The organism is Sulfitobacter sp. NFXS29, assembly GCF_040148765.1.
Taxonomy (GTDB): Bacteria; Pseudomonadota; Alphaproteobacteria; order Rhodobacterales; family Rhodobacteraceae; genus Sulfitobacter.
The window spans coordinates 281,812-306,641 of the sequence record NZ_JAGDED010000001.1 but is presented as its reverse complement, the minus strand read 5'-3'; the positions used below and the strand labels follow the sequence as shown (position 1 = coordinate 306,641).

Below are 24,830 nucleotides of genomic sequence, written 5' to 3'. Positions count from 1 at the left end.
GTAATTGACACCGCGACGACGCAGGGTCACATATGGCGCAACGAAACCAGAGGGAGGTCGCCCGTGAACAAAATCTATGGATCCGCCGCCGAAGCGCTGGAAGGCGTTTTGTCGGATGGCATGCTGATCGCCGCAGGGGGCTTTGGCCTTTGTGGCATTCCGGAATTGCTGTTGCAGGCAATCAAGGAAAATGGGGCCAAAGACCTCACCTTTGCGTCGAACAACGCGGGCGTCGATGATTTCGGCATCGGCATTCTGCTGCAATCGCGGCAGGTGAAAAAGATGATCTCCTCCTACGTGGGCGAGAACGCCGAGTTCATGCGCCAGTACCTTTCCGGTGAGTTGGAATTGGAATTCAACCCCCAAGGCACCTTGGCCGAGCGCATGCGCGCCGGTGGCGCGGGCATCCCGGGTTTCTATACCAAAACCGGTGTCGGCACGCAGATCGCCGAGGGCAAAGAGGTCAAACAATTCCGGGGTGAGGATTACATCCTCGAAGAGGGCATTTTTGCCGATCTGTCGATCGTAAAGGCTTGGAAAGCCGACGACACTGGCAACCTGATGTTCCGCAAGACCGCGCGCAACTTCAACCCGCCTGCCGCCATGTGCGGTAAGGTCTGCATCGTCGAGGTCGAAGAGATCGTCCCGCGTGGCAGCCTCGACCCCGATAAAATCCACCTGCCGGGCATCTACGTGCATCGCATCATCCAAGGCGATCACGAAAAGCGCATCGAAAAGGTCACGACACGCAAGCGGGAGGAAGCATAATGCCTTGGGATAGAGATCAGATGGCGGCGCGGGCCGCAGAGGAACTCGAAGACGGCATGTATGTGAACCTCGGCATCGGCATTCCGACGCTGGTGGCGAACTACGTCGGCGACAAGGACATCACCCTGCAATCAGAAAACGGCATGCTGGGCATGGGCCCCTTCCCCTTTGAGGGCGAAGAAGACCCCGACCTTATCAACGCTGGCAAACAGACCATCACCGAGCTCAGTCGCACCGCCTATTTCGACAGCGCCATGTCCTTTGGCATGATCCGCGGCGGCAAGATCGCGGCGGCGATCCTCGGTGCCATGGAAGTGGCCGAGAACGGCGATCTGGCGAACTGGATGATCCCCGGCAAGCTGGTCAAAGGCATGGGCGGCGCGATGGACCTTGTCGCCGGCGTCAAACGGGTCATCGTGGTGATGGACCACCAGAACAAAGCGGGTGAGTCGAAGGTGCTGAAAGAATGCACCCTGCCGCTGACCGGCAAGGGCGTGGTCGACCGGATCATCACCAACCTTGGCGTGCTTGATGTGGTCGAAGGCGGTCTGAAGATCGTCGAATGCGCCGATGGCGTGACCGAGGACGAGCTGCGCGCCGCGACCCAAGCGACCATCGTTTAACAACCGCCTCTGCGGCACCCCTCGGCGGCATCCGCCGGGGGCACGGCTTTCGCGATCAGTTCATCGCGGCAAAGACGCAGCCATCGCTGATCAGTTCCGGCGGTGTTAGGCAAAGCCCCTGCGCGACTTGAAATGCGGCCAGCACCTTGGGCACATAGTCGCGCGTCTCAGCAAAGGGCGGCACGCCGGCATGTTTGCGCACAGACCCCTCCCCCGCATTATAGCCCGCCAGTACGAGGATCGGATCGCGGTCGAACTCCCCCATCAGCCAATTAAGGTATTTGACCCCGCCTGAGATATTCTCGGCCGCGACCATACTGTCGCCCACGCCAAAGCGGGCAGCGGTATCGGGCATCAATTGCATCAGTCCGGCCGCCCCGGCCCGACTTACCGCATCGGTACGCCCCGCCGATTCCACGCTGATCACCGCCAACACCAGCGCCGGAGAGACATTCGTGCCGACCGTGGCGCGCAGGATGTCCACCCCATTGCTGCGTGCGATATCTTGCAGGTGCTGCAGGCGCGGCGCGGGCACCTTGCCCGTTGAAAGCGCCGCCATCGCAGGCGCCAACCGCCCCGCCCCGCCACGCTCCGCCGCGGGAGAGACCTTATCCCAAAACCAATCGAACTGCCCCGCATTCAAAGGTGCAATCGCGCCGCTTGGCGTGGCGGCCACTGCGGGGCCTGTGTCGACCTTTGCCGCAGCGGCTGCCCGTGCGACCGGGTCAATTTGCACGGTGATGCGATTGGCCCCAGTCTTGGGCGGGCCGACCCGTTTGGCGGAAAACTCAGGAAAGGGTTTCGGGGCCTCTGCCGCAACGACAGGGGCCATAAGGGCCGAGACCAGCGAGAATGCCAATATACGATACATGCCTGCTCTACCTTGCGTCTGACGCGCCTTTGTCCGGCAATATCTCACGAATCGTGGAATCGGACCAGCGTTTGAGGCGGGGATCATGGCGATTTCGCCCCAATTGCCCTTTCAGGCGACGGGAAAGCTGAGCAGGAAGGTCAGGTAGAAGAATTAAACTCCATCTAAACAGAGAGTTAAGAAGTTTTTGCCAGAAAAAAGTGAACGGTCTGAAAAAGGCGCAGTTGCTGCCAAATTCGCGCCCCAATCTGACGGCTATATAGGGTCATACCAAGTCGGACAGCCTCAATGAGAGAACGAGGCAAACCGGACGGCGAGGTTAAGACCTTTTACTCAGTGATCCTTGGAGGGACATGACATGATGAACTTTATCAAAAACTTCCGCAAAGACGAAGACGGTGCCGTGACAGTTGACTGGGTCGTTCTGACCGCTGCGATTGTTGGCTTGGCCGTGGTTGCTTTCAACACGATCGGTGACAACACAGCAGACCTGACCACCGAAATCGGCACCGCCATTGATGGCGTTTCGGCAACGCGGACGACCGCTGCTTCCAGCACCTAAGTCTACGCCCGAGCGAAACCGATAGGTTCTACGAAGATTTGGGACCGCCTCCCTCTTGGGACGCGGTCCTTTTTCAATGCCAAGGTAAAGCACATCTATTCATAGGGTACGTATGCGCAGCCAATTCAAGAAATTCTTCTGTGACCAAAACGGCGCCGTCAGCGTTGATTGGGTTGTCCTGACCGCCGCGCTGGTGGGCCTGGCGATCTTGATGCTGAGCGTATTCTCCGACAGCCTTGACGGGCTTGTCGAATACATCCGGGTCCAGTTGACCACTTAAAACAACGGCGCCCCAAAACGCACCACGGCAAGCTTCATCGCAACGCCGCCGTGGCGACCAAATCTCGCCATATTCGGCGGCTAATCTGCCGAGGTGATCAAAGCGGGCCGAGACTCGCTTCCATAGCAAAGAGGTGACGACATGCGAGCCGTATTCGGATTGGTTCTTTTGGTGGGTATAGCGCTTGCTGGTGGGGCCGTTTATCTGGCGAAAGACCGGATTTCACAGTATCAAACCGCGAACGCGCAGGCCCAAGCCGCGCTGGCGCAAGTGGTGCCAACCAAAACCGTTTGGGTGGCCGACAAGCCCTTGAAATACGGGCAGCCCCTCACCCGCGAAGATGTGCGCGCCGTTAAATGGCCCGAGAATGCCATCCCCGAGGGCACATTCTTTGAGGAAACCGTGCTGTTTCCGGAAAACACCAAAGATCAACGCATCGTGCTGCGCAACATCGAGAAAGATGAAGCGATCATGGCCGTGAAGGTGACCGAGCCGGGCGAAGATTCCGGTCTGACCTCGCGTCTGGCACGCGGCATGCGCGCCTTTGCCCTCAAAGTCGACGTTTCCAGCGGCGTCTCGGGCTTCCTGCGTCCCGGCGACCGGGTGGATGTCTATTGGACAGGCCGCGTGAACGTGGGCAACCAATCCAGCAACGGCGATGTAACCAAACTGATCGAATCGGCCGTACAGCTGATCGCCATCGACCAAAGCGCAGATGCGCTGGTGATGGGCGAAGCCTCAATCGCGAAGACCGTGACCGTGGCCGTGAACCCCCAACAGGTCGCCGCCCTGGCCCAAGCGCAATCAACCGGCCGTCTGTCCCTTGCTCTGGTCGGTACGAATGACGACACCGTGGCCGAGGCCATCGAAGTCGACCAACGCTCGCTTCTGGGCATCGAAGCTCAGGAAACCATCGCAGAGGTCGCCAAAGAAAAGGTTTGCACGATCCGCACCCGCCGCGGGGCCGAAGTGGTCGAACTGCCGATCCCCTGTACAAACTGATCCGATAACAACCTCTTGCTAAGCTAAAAAAGACGCCGCAGCCCTCCTGCGGCGTCTATTCCATTCTCTGTTATGTTGCGAATAGCCCACATGCACAGCACGCGCGAAGAGCTTGATTCTTGCAATAAAATTTGAATTGCCGCAGAGTGCTGCCAAACGAGGGCGAAAAGACCCATCCCGAGGCGTGATCAAAAAGGCAGGTCACATGAAAATCGATAGATTTCTAAAAGCGGCCCTGCTGGGGCTGACACTGGGCGCGATGCCGATGGCATTGACCCTGCCCAGTTCAGCTGGCGCCGACACGCTGCGCGTCGTGAAACGCGGCACCAATTCCAGCCTCGACGTTCCGATGAACCGCGCTGTGGTGGTGGAAAGTGACATCCCCTTCGCGGAGCTTAGCATTGCCAACCCCGGCATCGCGGATATCTCGTCTTTGTCTGACCGCACGATCTATGTTTTGGGCAAATCCCCGGGTCTGACCACACTGACGCTGCTCGACGCCGGCGGGCAGTTGATCACCAATGTCGATGTCCGCGTCGCAGCGGATGTGTCTGAATTCAAAGAACGTCTGCGCCAGATCCTACCGGGTGAGAAGATCGAAGTACGCACCGCCAATGACGGCATCGTGCTCTCGGGCATCGTTTCGTCGACCCAGCGGCTGCAACGCGCGCTCGATCTGGCCGAACGCTATGCGCCTGAGCGGGTCAGCAATCTGATGAGCGTCGGCGGCATACAGCAGGTCATGATGAAAGTCCGCTTTGCAGAGATGCAGCGCAACGTGTCGAAATCGCTCGGCTCTTCGCTGGCCATCAACGGCGGGTCCGATTTCAGTGCGGGCACCGGCAGCACCAATACTTCAACCGGGGTCGCGAGCTCGCTTGGCGGCTCGATCCCTGCGTCGAACCAGAACGCGGGCGCGGTGCTTTTCGGCTTCAACGCAGGCTCGACCCAAGTGGGCATCCTGTTGGAAGCCCTGGAAGAAAAGGGCGTCGTGCGGTTCTTGGCCGAGCCGAACCTCGTGGCGCTTTCGGGGCAAGAGGCCAAGTTCCTCGCCGGGGGCGAATATCCCATCCCCGTGGCCCAGACCAGTGATACCGTTTCGGTGGAATTCAAGCCCTTCGGCGTAGAGCTCGCCTTTATCCCGCGCGTCGTGGACAAGGATATCATCAACCTTGAAATGAACGCCGCCGTTTCGGCCATCGACGCGAGTAACAGCATTTCATTGGGCAACGGCATTGAGATTTCCGCCTTCACTCGCCGCGAAACCTCGACCACGGTCGAGATGCGCGACGGTGAAAGCTTTGCCATCGCGGGTCTTCTGACCGACGACTTCACCGACAGCACGCGGCAACTGCCGTGGATCGGCGATGTGCCGGTGCTGGGCGCGCTGTTCCGGTCAGCGGATTATCAGCGCAGCCAGACAGAACTGGTCATCATCGTCACCGCGCATTTGGTCACGCCAACCCGGAGCGAGGCGCTGGTGCTGCCCACGGACCGCATCAAACCGCCGTCTGAGAAAGACCTGTTCTTGCATGGGCGCACGGCGGACGGCACCCGCACCCCGAGCCGAGGCGCTGCGGGCGAGGTCGCCAAACAGGACTTCCGCGGCTCCTACGGTTATGTACTGGATTGATCCGATGACACGCAGACATATCACGTTGATCGCTGGCACCGCGGCCCTCGCCGGGCTCGCCGCCTGCTCTCCCAGCAATGATCCGGTCTATACGCAGTTCTACCGCGAGGCGGGGTCTGTCGTGGACACCGGCCAGTTCGGCAATGCCACGCTGCACAACCGTCAGGTTATGACGGGCGAAAAGCGTGTAACCTTTGATCTGGCGAACCGCTTTGCCAGCGAAGTCCGCTCTACCGTGACGTTCGCCTTTAACTCCGACCGGTTGGACGCCAATGCGCAGGCGATCCTGCGCCAGCAGGCCGGTTGGATTCGCCAATTCCCCGAGATGCGCTTCCGCGTCTATGGCCACACCGATCTGGTCGGCTCGCAGACCTATAACCGCGCCCTCGGCCTGCGCCGCGCGCAGGCAGTGGTGCGCTATCTCTCGACCTTGGGAATCAGCCCCAGCCGATTGGAAGCCGTTGTTTCCTTTGGTGAAACGCAGCCCCTGATCGTGACCCAAGGCCGTGAGCGCCGCAATCGCCGCACCGTGACCGAGGTCAGCGGCTTTGTGCACGGCCACCCGATGCTGCTGGATGGCAAATATGCGCAGATCATCTACCGTGAGTATGTGGCCAGCGCCGTGCCCCCCTCGCAACTGAGCACCAGTGCCACCGTCGCAGGTGGCGGCGGAGAATAGGGCAAGCCCTATTTCGACAAGAGAATATCCCCCCGCACCTTCGGGCCGCGGGGGTTTTTCGTCCCAGCCCGTCCATGGTCAATCGGGCGTGAATGGGCAGATCGTTTCAAGATACCCAACAATAGAGGCTTTTTGGCCCCAATCTCGCCCCAGTTGGGGGTGATATTCGACGCAGAAGGATAAATGTGCCCGGCTCAAGGGCCGCGCATGAGGCAGAGGTCAGAGCGATCGCGGCGACAGAATATCGCCGCCCTCCGGCCAAACCGTTGATGTAAAGGACAAAAGGTCATGAGCAGCACTATGCCCCAACCCGAAGCAGCGCCGATCGTTGCCTGCACAATCAGCCGTGATGTACAGAATTTCGACCTCTTGATCGAAGACATGGAGGCGACTCTGGGCGAAAGCTGGGGCGATCTGGGATTCGCCGAAGCGCTGGCCTTCTTTGGCCAGCCCGAGGCTGAGGCGATGGAATTTGTCGCCCTCGCCATGGATGAGACCGACGAAGACAACCTCGTTTTGATGACCGAGATCATCACTCAGGCCAAAGCCCGTGATATCCGGGTGATTCTGATTGCCGAAGACATGACCCCCGCCGCGCTGCATTCGCTGCTGCGGCAGGGTGCGGATGAATTCGTCCCCTATCCGCTGCCCGAAGGCGAGTTGGCCCAGGCCATCGCCCGCGTCCGCGCCGGTGAAAATGCGCCCCCTGCCCCCGCAGCCGAGGCCAGCGCCCCGCAACTGAAGGCCGGCGCGCAAAAGGATGGCGCCCTGATCGTGGTGCATGGGCTGGCTGGTGGCACCGGGGCCACGACCCTAGCCGTGAACCTTGCGTGGGAACTGGCCAATGCGGACAAGAAAAATCCGCCCTCGGTCTGCCTGCTGGATTTCGATCTGCAATACGGCTCTGTCGCGACCTTCCTTGATCTGCAACGGCGCGAAGCCGTTTATGAGATGATGTCCGACACGGAATCCATGGACGAGGAAATCTTTGGCCAAGCGTTGCAAACCTTCGAGGACAAGCTGCATGTGCTGACCGCCCCGGCGGAGATGCTGCCGCTCGATATCGTCACCAACGAAGACATCGACCGCATCCTCAACATGGCCCGCAACCAGTTCGACTATGTGATCGTCGACATGCCTTCGACGTTGGTGCAGTGGTCCGAGACCGTGCTGACCAGCGCGCATGTCTACTTTGCGATGCTGGAACTCGACATGCGCTCGGCCCAGAACGCCCTGCGCTTCAAACGGGCGCTGCAATCCGAGGAACTGCCCTTTGAAAAGCTGCGCTATGTGATGAACCGCGCGCCCAAATTCACCGATCTCAGCGCCAAGAGCCGGGTTAAGCGGATGGCCGAATCGCTCAGCATCTCAATTGACGTGCAACTGCCCGACGGCGGCAAGGCGGTGACGCAGGCCAATGACCACGGGCTGCCGCTGGCCAACTCTGCCCCGAAAAGTCCCCTGCGGCGCGAAATCGCCAAGCTGGCAAGCTCCATCCACGATCTCAAGGGCGAGCAGGTTAAAGCGGCCTAAGCCCCTAGCGAAAGAGCGTATCGATGTTCTCCAAATATAAAAAACCTGCCTCCGCGACCCCGAAAGCCGCTGCTCCGGCACCGGCCCGAGAGGCCAAGCCCGCCAAAAAGATCGAGCCCGCCCCTGCGGCCACCGCGACCCCCGCCCCCGTCGAGGTGGCCAAACCGGTTTCGATGCGCCGGGCCGTCAAACCCGCCGCCGCATCGCCGGAGGATCGCGAGGTCAAGCGCAAGCAGCGGATGAGTGAGATCAAGCTCGAACTGCACCGCGCCCTGTTAGACAACCTCAACCTCGCCGCGCTGGAACATGCCTCCGAGGCCGATTTGCGGCAGGAAATCAACGATATCGCAGTCGAGGTTCTCTCGGAAAAAAGCATCGTGCTCAACCGCGAAGACCGCATGACGCTGAACTCCGAGCTTTATGACGAGGTAACCGGCCTTGGCCCCCTAGAGACGCTGCTGAAAGACGACAGCGTCAACGATATTCTGGTGAACGGCCCGCAGCAGATTTTCGTCGAGCGGGACGGCAAGCTGCAGTTGACCGACGTGACGTTCAAGGATGAAAAGCACCTGCTGCGGATCATCGACAAGATCGTCTCGGCCGTGGGTCGGCGCGTGGATGAAAGCAACCCCTACGTCGACGCGCGTCTGAAAGACGGCTCGCGTTTTAACGCCATGGTGCCCCCCGTCGCGGTGGATGGCTCCTTGGTATCCATTCGTAAGTTCAAGAAAGACAAGCTGGGCATCGACGATCTGGTGAATTTCGGGGCTTTCTCGGAAGAGATGGCCGCCTATTTGCAGGCCGCCGTGGCGACACGTCTGAACATCATCGTTTCGGGCGGTACCGGTTCGGGTAAAACCACCACGCTCAACGCGCTGTCTTCGTTCATTGCCAATGATGAGCGCATCCTGACCATCGAAGACACCGCCGAACTCCAGCTCCAGCAGACCCATGTGGGCCGGATGGAAAGCCGCCCGCCTAACGTCGAAGGCAAGGGCGAAGTCTCTCCCCGCGACTGTCTGAAAAACGCCCTTCGGATGCGTCCAGACCGGATCATCGTCGGCGAGACGCGCGGCGAGGAGGTGATCGACATGCTGCAGGCAATGAACACCGGCCACGACGGCTCCATGACCACGATCCACGCCAACTCGGCCCGCGATGGCGTCAGCCGTTTGGAAAACATGATCGCCATGGCCGGGATCGAAATGCCGCTCAAAGCCATGCGCAGCCAGATTTCCTCGGCTGTGAACCTGATCGTGCAGGCCAGCCGCTTGCAAGACGGCTCGCGCCGGATGACCTCAATCACCGAGATCACGGGCATGGAAGGCGAGGTGATCTCGATGCAGGAGATTTTCCGGTTCCAGCGCGTGGGCCTGACGCCCGAGAACAAGATCATCGGCCATTTCACCGCCACCGGCGTGCGCAGCCACTTCTCCGAGCGGTTCCGCATGTGGGGCTATGACCTGCCCGCCTCCATCTATGAACCCGTGGCGGCCCAGTAAGGATTGATGCAATGAGTGCCGAACCAATCATCTATGGTCTGATCTTCATCGGCGTTCTGGTGCTGGTCGAAGGGCTGTACCTTGTCGCATTCGGCAAATCCATCAGCCTTAACAGCCGCGTGAACCGCCGGTTGGAGATGCTCGAGAAAGGGGCCCGCCGCGAAGAGGTGCTCGACAAGCTGCGCAAGGAAATGCAGCAGCATATGAACGCCAAGTCGATCCCGCTCTATTCCCTGCTGTCAGAACGTGCGCAGAAGGCCGCGATTGCCTTCACGCCGCAGCAACTTTTGATGATTATGGCCGGTTTGGCCGTCTTGGCCTTTCTGGGGCTGACCATCGGCACCGATACATCGGTGCCCGTGCGCGCCATGATGTCCGTCGGCATGGGCGTCGGCGCGGTGTTCTTTTGGGTGTCGCATAAAGCGGGCAAACGCATGGCGATGATCGAAGAACAACTGCCCGACGCGGTTGAGCTGATGGTGCGTAGCCTGCGCGTGGGCCACCCGTTCTCCAACGCGATCTCGATCGTGTCGAAGGAAATCCAAGACCCGCTCGCCTCCGAATTCGGGGTGATCGCGGATGAAGCCGCCTATGGCCGTGATCTGGGCGAGGCGCTCAAGGATATGGCCGAACGGCTCGACATGCAGGATTTGCGCTTTCTGGCCGTGGCGGTGACCATTCAACAGCAATCGGGCGGCAACTTGGCCGAGATCCTCGCCGGTCTGGCCAAGGTGATCCGCGCCCGTTTCCGTCTGTTCCGCCGCGTCAAAGCGATCACGGCGGAGGCGAAATGGTCGGGCAAGTTCCTCTCAGGCTTCCCGCTGGCCGCGCTGGTGGTGATCAACCTCGGCGATCCGCATTACTACGACGAAGTACGCGATCACCCCTACTTCATTCCTGCCTGTTTCCTTGTGGGCATCTTCCTTGTGCTGAACCTGTTCGTGATGCGCATCCTTACCAATATCAAAGTCTGAGAGGCCGATGATGGAATTTCTCAATCAGCTTAACGATCAGATCAACCAAGCCTTGGGGCCCATGGGCCTGATCATCATCGTCGGCACTTTGGGCGTCACCTTGGTGGCGATCACGCTTGTGCTGATGCTGCGCCAGCCCGAAGACCCGCTGACCAAGCTCAAACGCACCAGCACAGCCCCCACGGGCGACAACGCGCGCGAGAAGCTGCGCCAGTCCGACCAGAACGCCCAGTTGCAGAAATTCGCCAAGTTTCTTGAGCCCGAAGACGTGGCCGAACTCAGCGCCAAACAATTGATGCTGCGTCAGGCGGGCTATCGGTCGCGCGATGCGGTACGGCTGTATTACTTTGCGCAGTTTGCCCTTGGGATGCTTGGGCTGGTGGGCGGCCTGATCTACACCAATGTCTTGGGCGGCGGCGAAGGGATGACCACACAGCAGACCATGATGTGGGCCATCGGCCCCGGTGCGATTGGGTATTACCTGCCCAAATACTGGGTCAAACGCCGGGTCGATTCCCGCAAAGAAGAGATCACCCGCGGCTTTCCCGACGCGCTGGATATGATGCTGGTCTGCGTCGAGGCGGGGCAATCGCTGGATCAATGTATCGTCCGGGTCGCCCGTGAACTGCGCGCCTCCTACCTGGCCCTGTCCGAAGAGTTCGAGATGGTCGCCTATGAGATGAAGGCCGGCAAGGACAAGGTGACCGTGCTCCACGACATGGGCGAACGCTGCGGCGTGCAGGATGTCTCCTCTTTCGTGACCGTGCTGATTCAATCGGCAGCCTTTGGTACCTCCATTGCAGACGCCCTGCGCGTCTATGCCGAAGAGATGCGCGACAAACGTGTGATGCGCGCCGAGGAAGCGGCAAACAAGTTGCCAACCAAGATGACCCTTGCCACTATGGGCCTTACCGTACCGCCGCTGTTGATCATTCTGGTCGGCCCCTCGGCACATGGCATCTCGAAACTGGGTCAGATGGGGAATTAATGACGAAGAAAATTCGGCGCAGCCTCGCCCGCGCCGTTTTCATCGGGCCGATCTTGGGCCTTGCTCTGGCCGCCTGTTCAACAGGCGGCTTTTCCGCGTTGCGCGGGGATCAGAAGCCCGAAAGCCTTTACGCCCCCGGCGTGAACCCGCGTGCCGAGGCCGTCGACGGCATCGAAGTGGGCCACAGGCTTATCGCGGCGGGGCAGTATGAACTGGCCATCAAATCCTTCAACCGCGCCGCGCTGGATCATGGGCTGACGGGGGAAATCCTCTCGGCTTTGGGCAGTGCCAACCTCGGACTGGGGCGATTGGGTCAGGCCGAAACCCTGTTGCGCCGCGCGGTTGAGAAGGACGCCGCAGAGCCGGAAGTCTGGAACAATCTTGGCGTCGTGCTGATGGAAAGCGGCCAGACCGCCGAGGCCGAGCAGATTTTCCGCAAAGCCTATGCCCTCGATAATGGCGAAAGTGACGCAATCCGGGACAATCTGCGCTTGGCGCTCGCAAAAACGGAAAAATCTGTTATAACAGAAGTCAATGAAGATAATTACAAATTGGTGCGGCGCGGCAGCGGGGATTACCTGATCCGTCCGACACCATGACCCGGCAGAGCAGTAAAAGGACGCAAAATGCGCCATCCAATCATTCTGGCCGTCTGCATGGCAGGCGTCACCGCCCTTGCTGGTTGCGGTGAAAAAGATGCGAACGCCACCGTTGAGCGGGCCTTCAAGGACGTCAATGTGGTGGATGAAACCAACCTCTCCGACGTGATGCTCACTGTGGCCGACCCCAATGAGGCGGTCAGCTACTTTGCGCGTTCCGTCAAGGAAAGCCCCGACCGGATCGACCACCAGCGCGGGCTTGCCGCATCGCTCGTGCGGGCCAAACGTTCCACCGAAGCTGTGGGCGCATGGGACAAGGTCACCAAAATGGAGGGCGCCACGCCCGAAGATAGCGTGCAATTGGCCGACGCGCTGATCCGCTCGGGCAACTGGGCGCGGGCCGAGACGGTCCTCAACAGCATCCCCCCCACCCATGAGACTTTCGCCCGCTACCGGCTCGAAGCCATGGTTGCCGACAGCAAGGAACAGTGGAGCCGCGCCGACAGTTTCTATGAAATCGCCGTCGGGCTGACCACGACCCCTGCCGCCGTGATGAACAACTGGGGCTACTCTAAACTAACCCGCGGTGATTACCCCGAAGCCGAGAGGCTTTTTGGCGAGGCGATCCGGCAGGACAGCACGCTTTTCACCGCCAAGAACAACCTCATCATGGCTCGCGCCGCACAGCGCGACTACACCCTGCCCGTCATGCCGATGGAGCAGTCCGAACGCGCCCAGCTTTTGCACACGATGGCCCTGTCGGCGATCAAACGCGGCGACGTGGAAACCGGCAAGGGCCTGCTGCGCGAAGCGATCGACACCCATCCCCAGCACTTCGAAGCCGCCGTCCGCTCCCTGCGCGCGTTGGAAAACGGCTGAGCCATGGCAATCTCTGCCACGGCGGCCCTGTGGTTTCTGCCCTTCGTCCTGCCGATCTGCCTCTATGTCGCTTTCACCGACATGAAGCAGATGCGCATCACCAATCAGGCGGTCTTGGTACTCATCGCGATCTTCGTGGTGTTGGGTCTGTTTCTGCTGCCGTTTGAGACCTACCTCTGGCGCCTGCTGAGCCTCGTGATTGTCTTGGTCGTTGGCATCGTGCTGAACGCCGCTGGCGCCATGGGGGCTGGAGACGCCAAATTCGCCGCCGCTGCCGCGCCCTTTATTGCCATGGGTGATCTCCGCCTGTTGATGATGCTTTTCATGGCCACCCTTCTGGCCGCCGCTGCCACGCACCGCGGGGTGAAATACACCCCCCTGCGTCGCCTCGCGCCCGATTGGCAAAGCTGGCAGGAAACCAAGAAATTCCCCATGGGCCTCGCCCTTGGGACCACGCTGGGGCTCTACTTGATCATGGGGTCGATCTACGGCGCCTGAGCGCGGACATAGCCGGTACAATCTCTTTCTTCGCGATAGATTGTCCACATTCACGCCATATTCAGGATTTACCCTGCAGTCTGACCGAGCGCCGCCGCCTGCCCTCTCAAGGAAGCCATTGATGAACGCCCCGACCAGCACAGTGCTTGCCCCGCCGCCACCGAAGCGGTTGGAGGATATGAAGCTGCCCATCGTCATGATGCGCGACATCCTTTTGAAAACGATTTTCCGCAAGAACGTCGAAATGGTCAGCGATCTGGCACAAGCGCTCTGCCTGCCGACCCAAGTCACGCAAGAAATGGTCGACCAAGCCCGCGGCCAACGCCTGCTAGAGGCGACAGGCACGCTCAGCGCCACCAGCGGAAATGAAATGGGCTATCAACTGACCGACGCGGGCAAGGCCCGGGCGCTGGACGCGCTGGCTCAGTCCGAATATTTCGGTGCTATGCCCGTCCCGCTTGAGGTCTACCGCGAGCAGGTCAAACGCCAATCCGTGCGGAACCTGCAAATCACCCGCGATCAGCTCACCGGGGCCATGGGCCATCTGGTGCTGCCCGACAGCCTGCTGGACCACCTTGGGCCTGCCGTCTCTGCCGGGCGGTCAATCTTGATGTACGGCCCGCCGGGAAACGGAAAATCAAGCATTTCCAACGGCATCCGCGACGCGCTTGGTGATAAGGTCTATGTCCCCCGCGCCATTGAATACGCGGGCCAAGTCATCACCGTCTATGACCCGATCGTGCATTCCTCCGCCGAGGCAGAGGTCCAAGACCCTACCTCCCTGCGCCGTATCACCCGCTATGACGCCCGCTATGTCTGCTGCGAACGCCCGACAGTCATCACCGGCGGTGAGTTGACACTCGACATGCTCGATCTGGTCTACAACCCCACGGCCCGAACCTATCAGGCCCCTCTGCAACTCAAAGCCACTGGCGGCATCTTTATCGTCGATGACCTGGGCCGTCAGCAAGAGCCACCGCAAAGCATCATCAACCGCTGGATCGTGCCGCTTGAGGAAAGCAAAGACATCCTTGCCCTGCAATCGGGTGAGAAATTCGAGGTGCCCTTCGACACGCTGGTGATCTTCTCCACCAACTTCCACCCGAATGAGATTTTTGATCAAGCGGCCCTGCGGCGTATCTTCTTCAAGATCAAAATCGACGGGCCGGACCAAGAAAACTTCCTCAAGATCTTTGCCATGGTCGCCCGCAAACGCGGCATGCCACTGGATGAAGCGACGCTGATCCATCTGCTCAAGGTGAAATACCCGACTATCGACAACGTCTATGCGAACTATCAGCCGAACTTCCTGATCGACCAGATGATCGCCATCTGCGATTTCGAAGGCATCCCCTATCAAATGAATCCCGATCTGGTGGACCGCGCTTGGGCCAATATGTTCGTCCGCGATGAGGTGATCGTAAAATAGCCCTGACCGCTGGCCCCACGGCCTGCCGATACTACATTGGCATTCATGCGCGCCCTACCCCCCAAATTCGCCGATTGGTTCGCCCAGAACGGCTGGTCCTTGCATCCGCACCAGCAGGAAATGCTGGACCGTGCGGCAGCCCCCGCCCTGCTGCTCATCGCCCCCACAGGCGGCGGTAAAACGCTGGCCGGTTTTCTGCCCACTCTCGTTGATCTGGCCGAGCAAGAGCACGAGGGGATGCACACGCTCTACATCTCCCCGCTCAAAGCGCTGGCTGCGGATATCAAACGCAACCTGACCCGCCCGGTGGACGAGATGCGCCTGCCCATCCGCATCGAGGATCGCACCGGCGACACCCCGCAATCGCGCCGCCGCCGCCAGCGCGCCGACCCGCCGCATATCCTGCTGACCACGCCGGAAAGCCTCGCTCTGCTGACTTCCTACGAGGACGCCGCGCGCACCTTTCGGGGCCTTAAGCGCGTGGTGATCGATGAAATCCACGCCCTCGCTGAAAGCAAACGCGGCGACCAGTTGATGCTGGCGCTGACCCGTCTGCAAGCCCTCTGCCCCGGCCTCAAACGGGTGGGCCTCTCGGCCACGGTCGAAGACCCTTCGGCCATCGCCCACCTCATGGCCCGCCACCCCGACCCTTGCGAAGTGCTGCTGGCCGATCCGGGCCCCGCCCCCGACATCCAGATGCTACACACCGAAGAAGCCCCGCCTTGGGCCGGGGGCGGTGCTGCCTATTCGATCCCAGCGGTGCTTGAGCAAGTGCGCCAACACAAGACCACGCTGATCTTTCACAACACCCGCGCACAGGCCGAGATTTTCTTTCACAACCTCTGGCTCGCCAACGAAGACGCCCTGCCCATCGCCATCCACCACGGCAGCTTGGATCGCGCCCAACGCGAAAAGGTCGAAGCCGCCATGGTGCGCGGCGATCTGCGCGCCATCGTCTGCACCGGCACGCTTGATCTTGGCATCGACTGGGGCGACGTTGACCTCATCATCCAGATCGGCGCCCCCAAAAACGTAAAGCGGCTGGTCCAACGCATCGGCCGCGCCAACCACCGCTACAACGCGCCCTCCAAGGCGCTTTTAGTGCCTGCCAACCGCTTTGAGGTGGTTGAATGCGTGGCCGCGTTGGAGGCTGTTCTCGAAGGCGCGCTCGACGGCGATCCGCGCGGCCCCGGCCCGCGCGATGTGCTGTGCCAACATATCCTCATTACCGCCTGCGCAGGCCCCTTCGACGCTGATGACCTCTTCGCGCAGGTCCGCTCCGCCGGGGCCTACGCCGCCCTGTCCCGCGCCGACTTCGACGCCTGCGTCGACTTCTGTGCCACCGGCGGCTACGCCCTGCGCGCCTACGACCGCTGGCAACGCCTGCTGCAGCGTCCCGACGGCCAGTGGCAACTGCGTGACCCGCGCGCCGCCCAACGCATCCGCATGAACATCGGCACGATCCAAGATACCGATAAGCTGAAGGTCCGCATGAAACGCAACCGCGGAGGCAAACCACTGGGCGAGATCGAAGAAGGCTTTGCCGCAACGCTCACCAAAGGCGACACCTTTCTGATCGGTGGCCAAATCGTACGCTACGAAGGGCTGCGCGAAACCGTTGTCGAAGTCAGCCGCAACGCCGCAAAAAAGCCCAAGGTAGCCACCTTCGGCGGCACGAAATTCGCCACCTCCACCCAGCTTTCGGCCCGCGTGCAACAGATGTTCACGCAAGACAGTTGGCCCGAACTGCCGCGCCACACCGCCGAATGGCTGACCTTGCAACGCGAGGTCAGCCAATTGCCACAACCCGGCACACTGCTGGTCGAAAGCTTCCCCCATGACTTTGCCGAACAAACGGTCTTCTACGGTTTTGCCGGTCGCAACGGTCAGCAAACGCTGGGCCTTCTGCTGACCAAACGCATGGAGGACCTCGGCTTGCGCCCCCTGGGCTTCGTGGCGACCGACTATGCTACGCTCATCTGGGGCCTCTCCCCCGTCGAGGACCCCGCACCGCTGCTCGACCCCAGCGTGCTGCACGAGGGTCTCGACAGTTGGCTGGCAGGCAATGCCGTGATGAAACGCACCTTCCGGGCCGCGGCGACCATCGCGGGGCTGATCGAACGCAACAGCCCCCAAGCACGCAAATCCGGGCGGCAGACGACCTTTTCCAGTGACATCCTCTACGACACATTACAACGCTATGAACCGGACCACCTGATGCTCGACATCACCCGCGAGGAAGCCTTGAGCGGTCTGGTGGGTTTTGGCAGGATCGATGAGATGCTGGGCCGCATCGCCGGGCGCATCACCCACCGCAAGCTGACCCGCGTAAGCCCGCTCGCCGCACCGCTGTTTCTGGAAATGGGCCGTGTGCCTGTCGAAGGCGCCGGACAGGAACGCATGCTGGCGGAAGAGGCCGAAAGACTGATGGAAGCCTCCGGCCTCGCCCAGCTCACCCCGCCGCCCTCGGATCAGCCGCCTTGGCGAGATCGCCGTTGAACACCGAGGTTTCGTGGGCGGAAAGGTTCTGCAGGGTATTTGAAAAAGGATGAAGATATTAAGAGTTCTTTAACCCACGCGGCGCATCTTGATCCCGCGGTACAGGCTGCGGAGCCGATGACCGCAAAGGATGAAGGCGCGTCTCCGGTCAGGCTAACGCCCGGCTGCGGGGCGCGTTTTCTACCTTTCATCCTTTCTTAAATACCGCTGCGCTGCCGTTTCCGGTCTTCCGACAATCGCGTTTAGCCCCTTGCCAAATCGGCAGCGATCTCAGATGAACAAAGGATGAACGGACTCGATTTTTCATTCTCCGGCGCGGCGCTTACCGCGCTTGGCTCTGGCGCGCTTTGGTGGCGCGACCGGGATTTGCTTTGCGTAAGTGACCTGCATCTGGGCAAGTCTGAGCGGATCGCGCGGCGCGGCGGGTCGGCACTGCCGCCTTATGAGACCCGCGATACGTTGAACCGACTGGCGGCGGATCTGTCCTTTACGCAGGCGCGGCATGTGATCTGCCTTGGCGATAGTTTCGACGACCTCGGCGCGGCACAGGCGCTGCCGGAAGAAGAGCGGTTGTGGATACTGGGCCTGCAAGCCGGGCGGCGGTGGGATTGGATTGAGGGCAATCATGATCCCGGCCCCGTAGGCTTGGGCGGTACGCATTTGGGAGAGATTTCGCTCGGCACGCTGACCTTTCGGCATATCGCCGCAAGCGAGGGCCGGGGCGAGGTGTCGGGACATTATCATCCTAAGGCATCGATCCGTGCGCGGGGGCGCAGCATCTCGCGTCCGGCCTTTCTGTTTGACAGCAAGCGGCTGATCCTGCCTGCATATGGCACCTACACCGGCGGGCTGCGCAGCCAGTCGCGGGTGCTTTGTGATTTGATGGGGCCGGAGGCCCGCGCGGTGCTGACGGGGCCGCAACCAGTGGCGATTCCCATGCCTGGAAAGATGCGATGATGGATGATCAGATTGAACGCCGCGTGCGGGAGAGCTTTGCCAAGCAGACCATGATGCAAACCTTGGGGGCCGAGATCTTCGACGTGCAGCACGGTTTGGTCAGGGTCAGGGCGCCGGTCCTGCCCGGCGCGATGCAGCAGCAGGGTTTTGGCCATGCGGGGCTGACATTTTCCATCGGCGATTCCGCGGCTGGTTATGCAGCGTTGAGCGTCCTGCCCCCAGAGGTTGATGTCGTCACGTCAGAGATCAAGATCAACCTGCTGGCCCCCGCCCGTGGGGACCGGTTGATTGCCACGGGCCGGGTGGTGAAACCGGGCCGGCGGCTTTGTGTCGTAACCGCAGAGGTACATGCGGAAACGGATGGCGCGGCCAAGCTCATCGCCATCCTGCAGGGCACCATCGTGCCTATTCCGGCCGCTTAGGCGGTCAGCCCTTCGGGTTCTTCCAGCCCGTTGGCGCGGCAGCAGGCGGTGACCGTATTGGCCAGCAGGCAGGCGATGGTCATCGGCCCGACGCCACCCGGCACGGGCGTGATGGCCCCGGCGCGTTGGCTGGCACTGTCGAAATCCACGTCGCCGACCAGTTTGGTCTTTTCGCCAGTCTCAATCCGGTTGATGCCCACGTCGATCACCGTGGCGCCCTCTTTGATCCAATCGCCCGGCACCATCTCGGGGCGGCCAACGGCGGCGACGACGATATCGGCGCGGCGCACCACTTCTGGCAAGTCACGGGTGCGGCTGTGCGCAATGGTCACGGTGCAGCTATCCCCCAAAAGCAGTTGCGCCATCGGTTTGCCGACGATGTTAGAGCGGCCGATAACCACCGCGTTCATCCCCGACAGATCCCCATGGTGGTCCCGGAGCATCATCAGGCAGCCAAGCGGGGTGCAGGGCACCATGCTTTTCTGCCCCGTGCCCAGCAGCCCGACGTTGGAGATGTGAAAACCGTCAACATCCTTGGCGGGGGAGACGGCGTTGACCACGCGGGCTTCATCAAGATGATCCGGAAGCGGAAGCTGAACGAGGATGCCGTGTATCTCGGGGTCGTTGTTCAGCTCGTCGATCAGTTTCAGCAGGTCGTCCTGATCCACAGTCGCGGGCAGCTTGTGTTCGACCGATTTCATGCCGACCTCGCGGGTCATTTTGCCCTTGGAGCGGACGTAGACTTGGCTTGCCGGGTCTTCCCCCACCAGCACCACGGCAAGGCCCGGCGTGATGCCGTGATCCGTCGTCAGCCGGGCGACATGGCCCGCCACCTTGTCCCGCACCGTTGCTGCAAAGGCTTTGCCGTCGATGATTGTCGCTGTCATAACCGTCTCACTTTCGCTCGCTACACGTTGAACACGCCCTACATCACCGCGACAGCGGAGCATTGCAACCCGCCTTAGAACAATCCCTCCACATCGCCATCGGCGTTGAGCTTGATTGCCTCCGCAGAAGGCACCCGAGGCAGGCCCGGCATCGTCATGATCTCACCGCAGATCACGACGACGAAGCCGGCCCCCGCCGAGAGCCGCACCTCGCGGATTGGCACGCTAAAGCCGGTGGGTGCGCCGCGCAGGTCGGGATCGGTCGAGAAGCTGTACTGGGTCTTGGCCATGCAGACTGGCAGATCGCCATAGCCCTGTGCCTCCCAGTCTTTCAACTGGTTGCGCACCTTCTGATCGGCCAGCACCTCGTCGGCGCGGTAGATGCGTTTTGCGATGGTCTCGATCTTTTCGAAAAGCGGCATCTCGTCGGCATAGAGCGGGGCAAAGTTCGCGTGATCCCCGTCGGCAATCTCGGCCACGCGGGTAGCAAGATCGGCAGAGCCTTCTGACCCTAATTCCCAATGGCGCGACAGGATCGCCTCGGCCCCTTGGGCCGCGACATAGTCCTTGACCGTGGCCACTTCGGCGTCGGTGTCGGTGACGAAATGGTTAATCGCCACGACCACGGGCACGCCAAAGGATTTTACGTTCTCGATATGGCGGCCAAGGTTGGCGCAGCCCTTTTTCACCGCCTCTACATTTTCCGCCCCAAGGTCCGCTTTCGCCACGCCGCCGTTCATCTTCATCGCGCGCACCGTGGCCACCACCACGACAACCGATGGCGCGAGCCCCGCCTTGCGGCATTTGATGTTCATGAATTTTTCGGCCCCAAGATCGGCTCCAAAGCCTGCCTCTGTCACCACGTAATCCGCCAGTTTCAGCGCTGTGGTCGTGGCGATGACCGAGTTGCAGCCGTGGGCGATATTGGCAAATGGGCCACCATGCACGAAGGCCGGGTTGTTCTCCAGCGTTTGGACAAGGTTGGGCTGCATCGCGTCTTTCAAGAGCACCGTCATTGCCCCATCCGCCTTGATGTCGCGGGCATAGACCGGGCTGCGGTCGCGGCGGTAGGCCACGATCATCGCGCCAAGGCGCTCTTGCAGATCGCTGAGGTTCTTGGACAGGCAGAGGATCGCCATGACCTCGGAGGCGACGGTGATGTCGAACCCCGTCTCCCGCGGGAAACCGTTGGGCACGCCGCCCAAGGATGCGGTGATCTGGCGCAGGGCGCGGTCGTTCATGTCGACCACGCGCCGCCAAACGACGCGGCGGGTGTCGATCTCAAGCTCGTTGCCCCAGTAGATGTGGTTGTCGATCATCGCCGACAACAGGTTGTGGGCGCTGGTGATGGCATGAAAGTCGCCGGTGAAATGCAGGTTCATCTCTTCCATCGGCACGATCTGGGCGTAGCCGCCACCTGCCGCCCCGCCCTTCATTCCAAAGTTCGGCCCGAGGGAAGCTTCACGGATGCAGACCGCCGCCTTTTTGCCGATCCGGTTCAATCCATCGCCGAGCCCAACGGTGGTGGTGGTCTTACCCTCCCCCGCTGGCGTGGGGTTGATCGCGGTGACGAGGATCAACTTGCCGTTCGCCCGGTCTTGGACGGAATCGATGAACGTCTGGCTTACCTTTGCCTTGTCATGGCCATAGGGCAGCAGGTCATCGCTGGAGATGCCCAGCTTCTCGCCGATCTCTTGAATTGGGCGTTTCGCCGCTTCGCGGGCGATTTGAATGTCGGTTTTGAAAGCCATGAGAATCCCCTGTTGCCGTTGGTGGCGATTTTTATCCCCTAGCCATAGCGCGACAAGACCCCGACGGGGGGCCGTGTTTCCGACACTCAAGCATCGCGAAACGGCGCGCGGTCAGCCGAGGTGGGGCCAGACGGGCTGGTTCGGCACGAAAAGCCGCAATTCGTCCCCCAAGGCCAGCGGCCCTTCCCGCTCGACCCAAGCAGTCACGCCGCGTTTACCCTGTGCTGCGGGTTTGAAGCCCTTGCCATGGCCGGGGGCGTCAACCTCAATCTCACGCGCGGGCAGATTGCAGGGGCCATTTTCGATATCCACCACCAAGGTGGCGCCATGGGCGTTCTGCAGCCGCGATCCGGGCGGGACGAGGGTAAAGTCCGGGATGCCTTTGAGGATAATCGACGCGCCCAGCAGGGTCGGGTCAAGCTCAGGCAGGTTCATGGCGGCGGCAATCTGCGCCATCTCTTCGGCCGAGAGGATAGACAGTTGGCGGGTATTGCGAATTTCCGTGCCCTTAGCATGGAGGTTGCGCACACGAACGCAGGCCGGACGGGTCAGCCCGGCGTGGAAATCCCCCGCGAAGCCTGCATAGGTCGCACGCGCCCGATCCATCGCGACCGAGCGGATGTTTTCGCGGTCCTGAGGGACCATGCCCAGCCAAGTGATCTGGGCGATATGGTCTGTCTTGCGTAGCTCGGGCATCATGCGGTCCTTCGGGGTGGTTTGGGTGACTGCTGAACCCTAGGCTCACTGTCGGATCAAATGCACTTTAAATCCGCCACCGCTCAATGAGGCCTTGGTAAGGGTGCCCGCGGTATAGACAAGCGCCATCCCGAAGGATTTCAGATAAAAGGGAGAGACATAGCCCGGCCCCATGACAACGCGGCGGCCATCGTAGAGCGCCAGCGGAGAGGGGCAGCTATTGCCAGTGGCAAGGGCGGCGAATAGCTCAGGCGGGAAAAGGACGCCGGGCGGCACCGCTTTGGCATCCGATATTTCGGTCATTTCCGAAGACGGCGTGATTGCAACCGAGGTGACCCGCCCCGCCGTCCGGTCAATCGCGATATCGCGCGTCTCGCTCCCCCGGTTCGCCCCCAGATAGCTGGCCGTGTTCCCGTTAGACTGGGTAACCGCGTTGAAGCTGCCGTTCTTGATGCCGAAAGGGGCGTTGTTGAGAGACAGCAAAAACGCGGCGTTCCGGCTTTGGCCGTTGAACTGCAACGTGCCCAACTGACGCCCGCCCAATGCCACGGCGTAGGTCTGCGGGTCGGCCCAAGCCGGGCCGCCGGTAAGCGCAAAGAGAACGGCAAGGGCAGAGAGGAAGCGTCGCATAAGACCCCGGCTGGTTAGGAATACCACCCCTGTCTAACGCGGTGGCAGCTGTGAAGCGATAGGGGAATTTTTCGCCCATCGCCCAAGGGTCAGCCCAAAACGAAAAAACCCCGCCGAAGCGGGGTTTTTCATAGGGTTGCAGGCCGGTTCACACCGAAGGTTCAGGCTCCATCCCGCCATCCTTTGGAGGAGTCTTCTTGCCCTTCGCCTTGGGGATCGCAGTGACGCTGGGCGCACTGCCCGCGTCGGAGTTGTCGTCGTCGGAGTCTTCAGCGGGTGGCAGCCCGTCCATGACACGTTTGATCTCATCGCCGGTCAGGGTCTCATATTCCAGCAGACCTTGGGCCAGACGCTCGAACTCCACCTCTTTCTCTGAGATGATCTTCATCGCGTGGTCATAGCCGTCTTGGATGAACTTCTGCACCTCTTTTTCGACCAACTCCTTGGTGTTGGCCGAGACGGAGAACCCAGCGGTATTGCCCTGATAGCCCTGCGCGGCTTCGGAATAGTCGATGTTGCCGACCTTATCGGACATGCCCCATTGCAGCACCATCGCGCGCGCCAGCGCAGAGGCTTGCTGAATGTCGCCCGCCGGGCCGTTGGACACGGAATCGGGGCCGTATTTGTGGATTTCAGCCGCCTTGCCCGCCATGGCCATGGCCAAACGCTGGTGGCATTCGTCCTTGAACATGTTCAGCCGGTCGATCTCAGGCAGGCTCATCACCATGCCAAGCGCGCCGCCGCGCGGGATGATCGTGGCTTTGTAGACCGGGTCGCATTTCGGCAGCGTCATGCCCACCAGCGCGTGACCAGCTTCGTGATAAGCGGTCATTTCCTTCTGCTCGGCGGTCATCACCATCGAGCGGCGCTCTGGCCCCATCATCACCTTGTCCTTGGCCTGTTCGAAATCGACCATGGTGACGAAACGGCGACCGACACGGGCAGCCATAAGTGCTGCCTCGTTCACGAGGTTCGCCAAGTCCGCGCCCGAAAAGCCCGGCGTGCCGCGTGCGATGATGCGCAGATCAACGTCCGGCCCCAGCGGGGTCTTGCGCGCGTGGACCGAGAGGATCTTTTCGCGACCTTTGATATCGGGGTTCGGCACGGTGACCTGACGGTCAAAACGGCCCGGACGCAGCAGCGCAGGGTCAAGCACGTCACGGCGGTTGGTCGCGGCGAGGATGATGACACCTTCGTTGCTCTCAAAACCGTCCATCTCAACCAGAAGCTGGTTCAAGGTCTGCTCACGCTCGTCATTGCCGCCGCCATAGCCAGCACCCCGGTGGCGGCCCACGGCATCGATCTCGTCGATGAAGACGATGCAGGGCGCGTTCTTCTTAGCCTGTTCGAACATATCGCGCACACGGCTGGCACCCACACCCACGAACATCTCGACAAAGTCGGAGCCCGAAATGGTGAAGAAGGGCACGCCCGCCTCGCCCGCGATGGCGCGGGCCAGCAGCGTTTTACCGGTGCCCGGAGGGCCCACCAGCAGCGCGCCTTTGGGGATCTTGCCGCCAAGGCGGGAGAATTTCTGCGGGTTGCGCAGGAATTCGACGATTTCCTCAAGCTCTTCCTTGGCCTCATCGATGCCCGCCACGTCGTCAAAGGTCACGCGGCCCTGCTTTTCGGTCAGCATCTTGGCCTTGGATTTGCCAAAGCCCATGGCCCCGCCTTTGCCGCCGCCCTGCATGCGGTTCATAAAGTAGATCCACACACCGATCAGCAGCGCGATTGGCAAAAGCGACATCAGGAAGGTCTGGAAACCAGACTGTTGCTGCGGGCGCGCTTTGACCGGGATGTCGTTGGAGATCAAAAGCTGGGTCAGCTCGGCATCGCCGGGTTTGATCGTCAGGTAGTCGGCGCCATCCGCCTTGCGGAACCGAACCTGCTCGCCATCCAATGTCACATTACGGACATCACCATCCTGTACGGAGGTGACGAATTCGGAATAGCTGACCTCATTGTTTTGCAGCGACCCGCTGGACCCGCTGAACAGGTTGAACAGCGCCAGTACCAGCAACATCAGGACAACCCAGAAGGCGAGGTTACGAACATTTCCCAAGGGAATTCTCCTAAATTCACACGGCGGCGGGCAAGTCCCGCGACCCAAGGGGCGCCCGTTCGGGCAACCACCACACTAAGATAGACATGATGCGCTCATGTTC

Annotated in this window: 24 protein-coding genes; 18 read left to right on the top strand and 6 right to left on the bottom strand. The window is 61.0% G+C overall.

Going from position 1 to position 24,830, the window contains the following annotated elements; genetic code table 11:
* Window positions 1–63: 63 nt before the first annotated feature.
* Entirely contained in the window at window positions 64–768 is a 705-nt protein-coding gene (locus J3456_RS01570) for a CoA transferase subunit A (protein WP_067935997.1), read from the top strand.
* Window positions 768–1,391, top strand: a complete 624-nt coding sequence (locus J3456_RS01565) for a CoA transferase subunit B (protein WP_067621991.1) — start codon at window positions 768–770, stop codon at window positions 1,389–1,391. Before J3456_RS01570 ends, J3456_RS01565 begins: the two co-directional genes overlap by 1 nt.
* Window positions 1,392–1,446: 55 nt before the next feature.
* Here the strand turns inward: J3456_RS01565 and J3456_RS01560 are convergent, their stop codons facing one another.
* The gene (locus J3456_RS01560) at window positions 1,447–2,262 is read right to left on the bottom strand and encodes a lytic transglycosylase domain-containing protein (RefSeq protein ID WP_349578612.1); all 816 of its coding nucleotides are present in this window, start codon (window positions 2,260–2,262) and stop codon (window positions 1,447–1,449) included.
* A gap of 358 nt (window positions 2,263–2,620) precedes the next feature.
* Between J3456_RS01560 and J3456_RS01555 the strand changes: the two genes are divergently transcribed.
* The 16 genes from J3456_RS01555 (at window position 2,621) to J3456_RS01480 (ending at window position 18,698) form a co-directional block, all read left to right on the top strand.
* On the top strand, window positions 2,621–2,824 hold the full coding sequence (locus tag J3456_RS01555; protein ID WP_349578611.1) for a Flp family type IVb pilin: 204 nt from the start codon (window positions 2,621–2,623) through the stop codon (window positions 2,822–2,824).
* A 112-nt stretch (window positions 2,825–2,936) separates the two neighbouring features.
* Complete coding sequence (locus J3456_RS01550) at window positions 2,937–3,104, top strand: hypothetical protein (RefSeq protein ID WP_349578610.1); 168 nt, start codon at window positions 2,937–2,939, stop codon at window positions 3,102–3,104.
* Window positions 3,105–3,245: 141 nt separating this feature from the next.
* Entirely contained in the window at window positions 3,246–4,106 is an 861-nt protein-coding gene (gene cpaB / locus J3456_RS01545) for a Flp pilus assembly protein CpaB (RefSeq protein WP_067621983.1), read from the top strand.
* 205 nt (window positions 4,107–4,311) lie between these two features.
* Window positions 4,312–5,739, top strand: a complete 1,428-nt coding sequence (locus J3456_RS01540) for a type II and III secretion system protein family protein (RefSeq protein WP_349578609.1) — start codon at window positions 4,312–4,314, stop codon at window positions 5,737–5,739.
* Between the two features lie 4 nt (window positions 5,740–5,743).
* A complete protein-coding gene (locus tag J3456_RS01535) occupies window positions 5,744–6,418 on the top strand; it encodes an OmpA family protein (protein WP_349578607.1) in 675 nt (224 codons plus the stop codon).
* Window positions 6,419–6,706: 288 nt separating this feature from the next.
* Entirely contained in the window at window positions 6,707–7,951 is a 1,245-nt protein-coding gene (locus J3456_RS01530) for a CpaE/TadZ family protein (protein ID WP_349578606.1), read from the top strand.
* Window positions 7,952–7,974: 23 nt separating this feature from the next.
* Entirely contained in the window at window positions 7,975–9,453 is a 1,479-nt protein-coding gene (locus J3456_RS01525; protein WP_259945746.1) for a TadA family conjugal transfer-associated ATPase, read from the top strand.
* A gap of 11 nt (window positions 9,454–9,464) precedes the next feature.
* Window positions 9,465–10,427, top strand: a complete 963-nt coding sequence (locus J3456_RS01520) for a type II secretion system F family protein (RefSeq protein ID WP_067621969.1) — start codon at window positions 9,465–9,467, stop codon at window positions 10,425–10,427.
* Window positions 10,428–10,437: 10 nt separating this feature from the next.
* The gene (locus J3456_RS01515) at window positions 10,438–11,415 is read left to right on the top strand and encodes a type II secretion system F family protein (RefSeq protein ID WP_349578605.1); all 978 of its coding nucleotides are present in this window, start codon (window positions 10,438–10,440) and stop codon (window positions 11,413–11,415) included.
* Entirely contained in the window at window positions 11,415–12,014 is a 600-nt protein-coding gene (locus tag J3456_RS01510; RefSeq protein ID WP_349578604.1) for a tetratricopeptide repeat protein, read from the top strand. Before J3456_RS01515 ends, J3456_RS01510 begins: the two co-directional genes overlap by 1 nt.
* A 27-nt stretch (window positions 12,015–12,041) precedes the next feature.
* Window positions 12,042–12,893 carry a tetratricopeptide repeat protein gene (locus J3456_RS01505; RefSeq protein ID WP_349578603.1) on the top strand — a complete coding sequence of 284 codons (852 nt, stop codon included), beginning with the start codon at window positions 12,042–12,044 and terminating at the stop codon, window positions 12,891–12,893.
* A gap of 3 nt (window positions 12,894–12,896) precedes the next feature.
* A complete protein-coding gene (locus J3456_RS01500; RefSeq protein WP_349578601.1) occupies window positions 12,897–13,391 on the top strand; it encodes a prepilin peptidase in 495 nt (164 codons plus the stop codon).
* 121 nt (window positions 13,392–13,512) lie between these two features.
* Entirely contained in the window at window positions 13,513–14,820 is a 1,308-nt protein-coding gene (locus J3456_RS01495; RefSeq protein ID WP_132444360.1) for a DUF8689 domain-containing protein, read from the top strand.
* A gap of 45 nt (window positions 14,821–14,865) precedes the next feature.
* The gene (locus J3456_RS01490; RefSeq protein WP_349578600.1) at window positions 14,866–17,319 is read left to right on the top strand and encodes a ligase-associated DNA damage response DEXH box helicase; all 2,454 of its coding nucleotides are present in this window, start codon (window positions 14,866–14,868) and stop codon (window positions 17,317–17,319) included.
* Between the two features lie 285 nt (window positions 17,320–17,604).
* Window positions 17,605–18,276: a ligase-associated DNA damage response endonuclease PdeM gene (gene pdeM, locus J3456_RS01485; protein WP_349578599.1), complete on the top strand. Its 672-nt coding sequence runs from the start codon at window positions 17,605–17,607 to the stop codon at window positions 18,274–18,276.
* Window positions 18,276–18,698, top strand: a complete 423-nt coding sequence (locus J3456_RS01480) for a PaaI family thioesterase (RefSeq protein WP_349578598.1) — start codon at window positions 18,276–18,278, stop codon at window positions 18,696–18,698. The genes pdeM and J3456_RS01480 overlap by 1 nt, the downstream gene beginning before the upstream one ends.
* Here the strand turns inward: J3456_RS01480 and folD are convergent.
* From folD to ftsH, 5 genes are all read right to left on the bottom strand, one after another.
* Window positions 18,695–19,585: a bifunctional methylenetetrahydrofolate dehydrogenase/methenyltetrahydrofolate cyclohydrolase FolD gene (gene folD, locus J3456_RS01475; protein WP_349578597.1), complete on the bottom strand. Its 891-nt coding sequence runs from the start codon at window positions 19,583–19,585 to the stop codon at window positions 18,695–18,697. The genes J3456_RS01480 and folD overlap by 4 nt on opposite strands.
* Window positions 19,586–19,659: 74 nt before the next feature.
* Window positions 19,660–21,336, bottom strand: coding sequence for a formate--tetrahydrofolate ligase (locus J3456_RS01470; RefSeq protein ID WP_349578596.1), 1,677 nt, complete (start codon window positions 21,334–21,336; stop codon window positions 19,660–19,662).
* 111 nt (window positions 21,337–21,447) lie between these two features.
* Window positions 21,448–22,032 carry an MOSC domain-containing protein gene (locus J3456_RS01465; protein ID WP_349578595.1) on the bottom strand — a complete coding sequence of 195 codons (585 nt, stop codon included), beginning with the start codon at window positions 22,030–22,032 and terminating at the stop codon, window positions 21,448–21,450.
* A gap of 45 nt (window positions 22,033–22,077) precedes the next feature.
* Complete coding sequence (locus tag J3456_RS01460; protein WP_349578594.1) at window positions 22,078–22,662, bottom strand: hypothetical protein; 585 nt, start codon at window positions 22,660–22,662, stop codon at window positions 22,078–22,080.
* Between the two features lie 148 nt (window positions 22,663–22,810).
* The gene (gene ftsH / locus J3456_RS01455; protein WP_349578593.1) at window positions 22,811–24,727 is read right to left on the bottom strand and encodes an ATP-dependent zinc metalloprotease FtsH; all 1,917 of its coding nucleotides are present in this window, start codon (window positions 24,725–24,727) and stop codon (window positions 22,811–22,813) included.
* Between the last annotated feature and the right edge of the window lie 103 nt (window positions 24,728–24,830).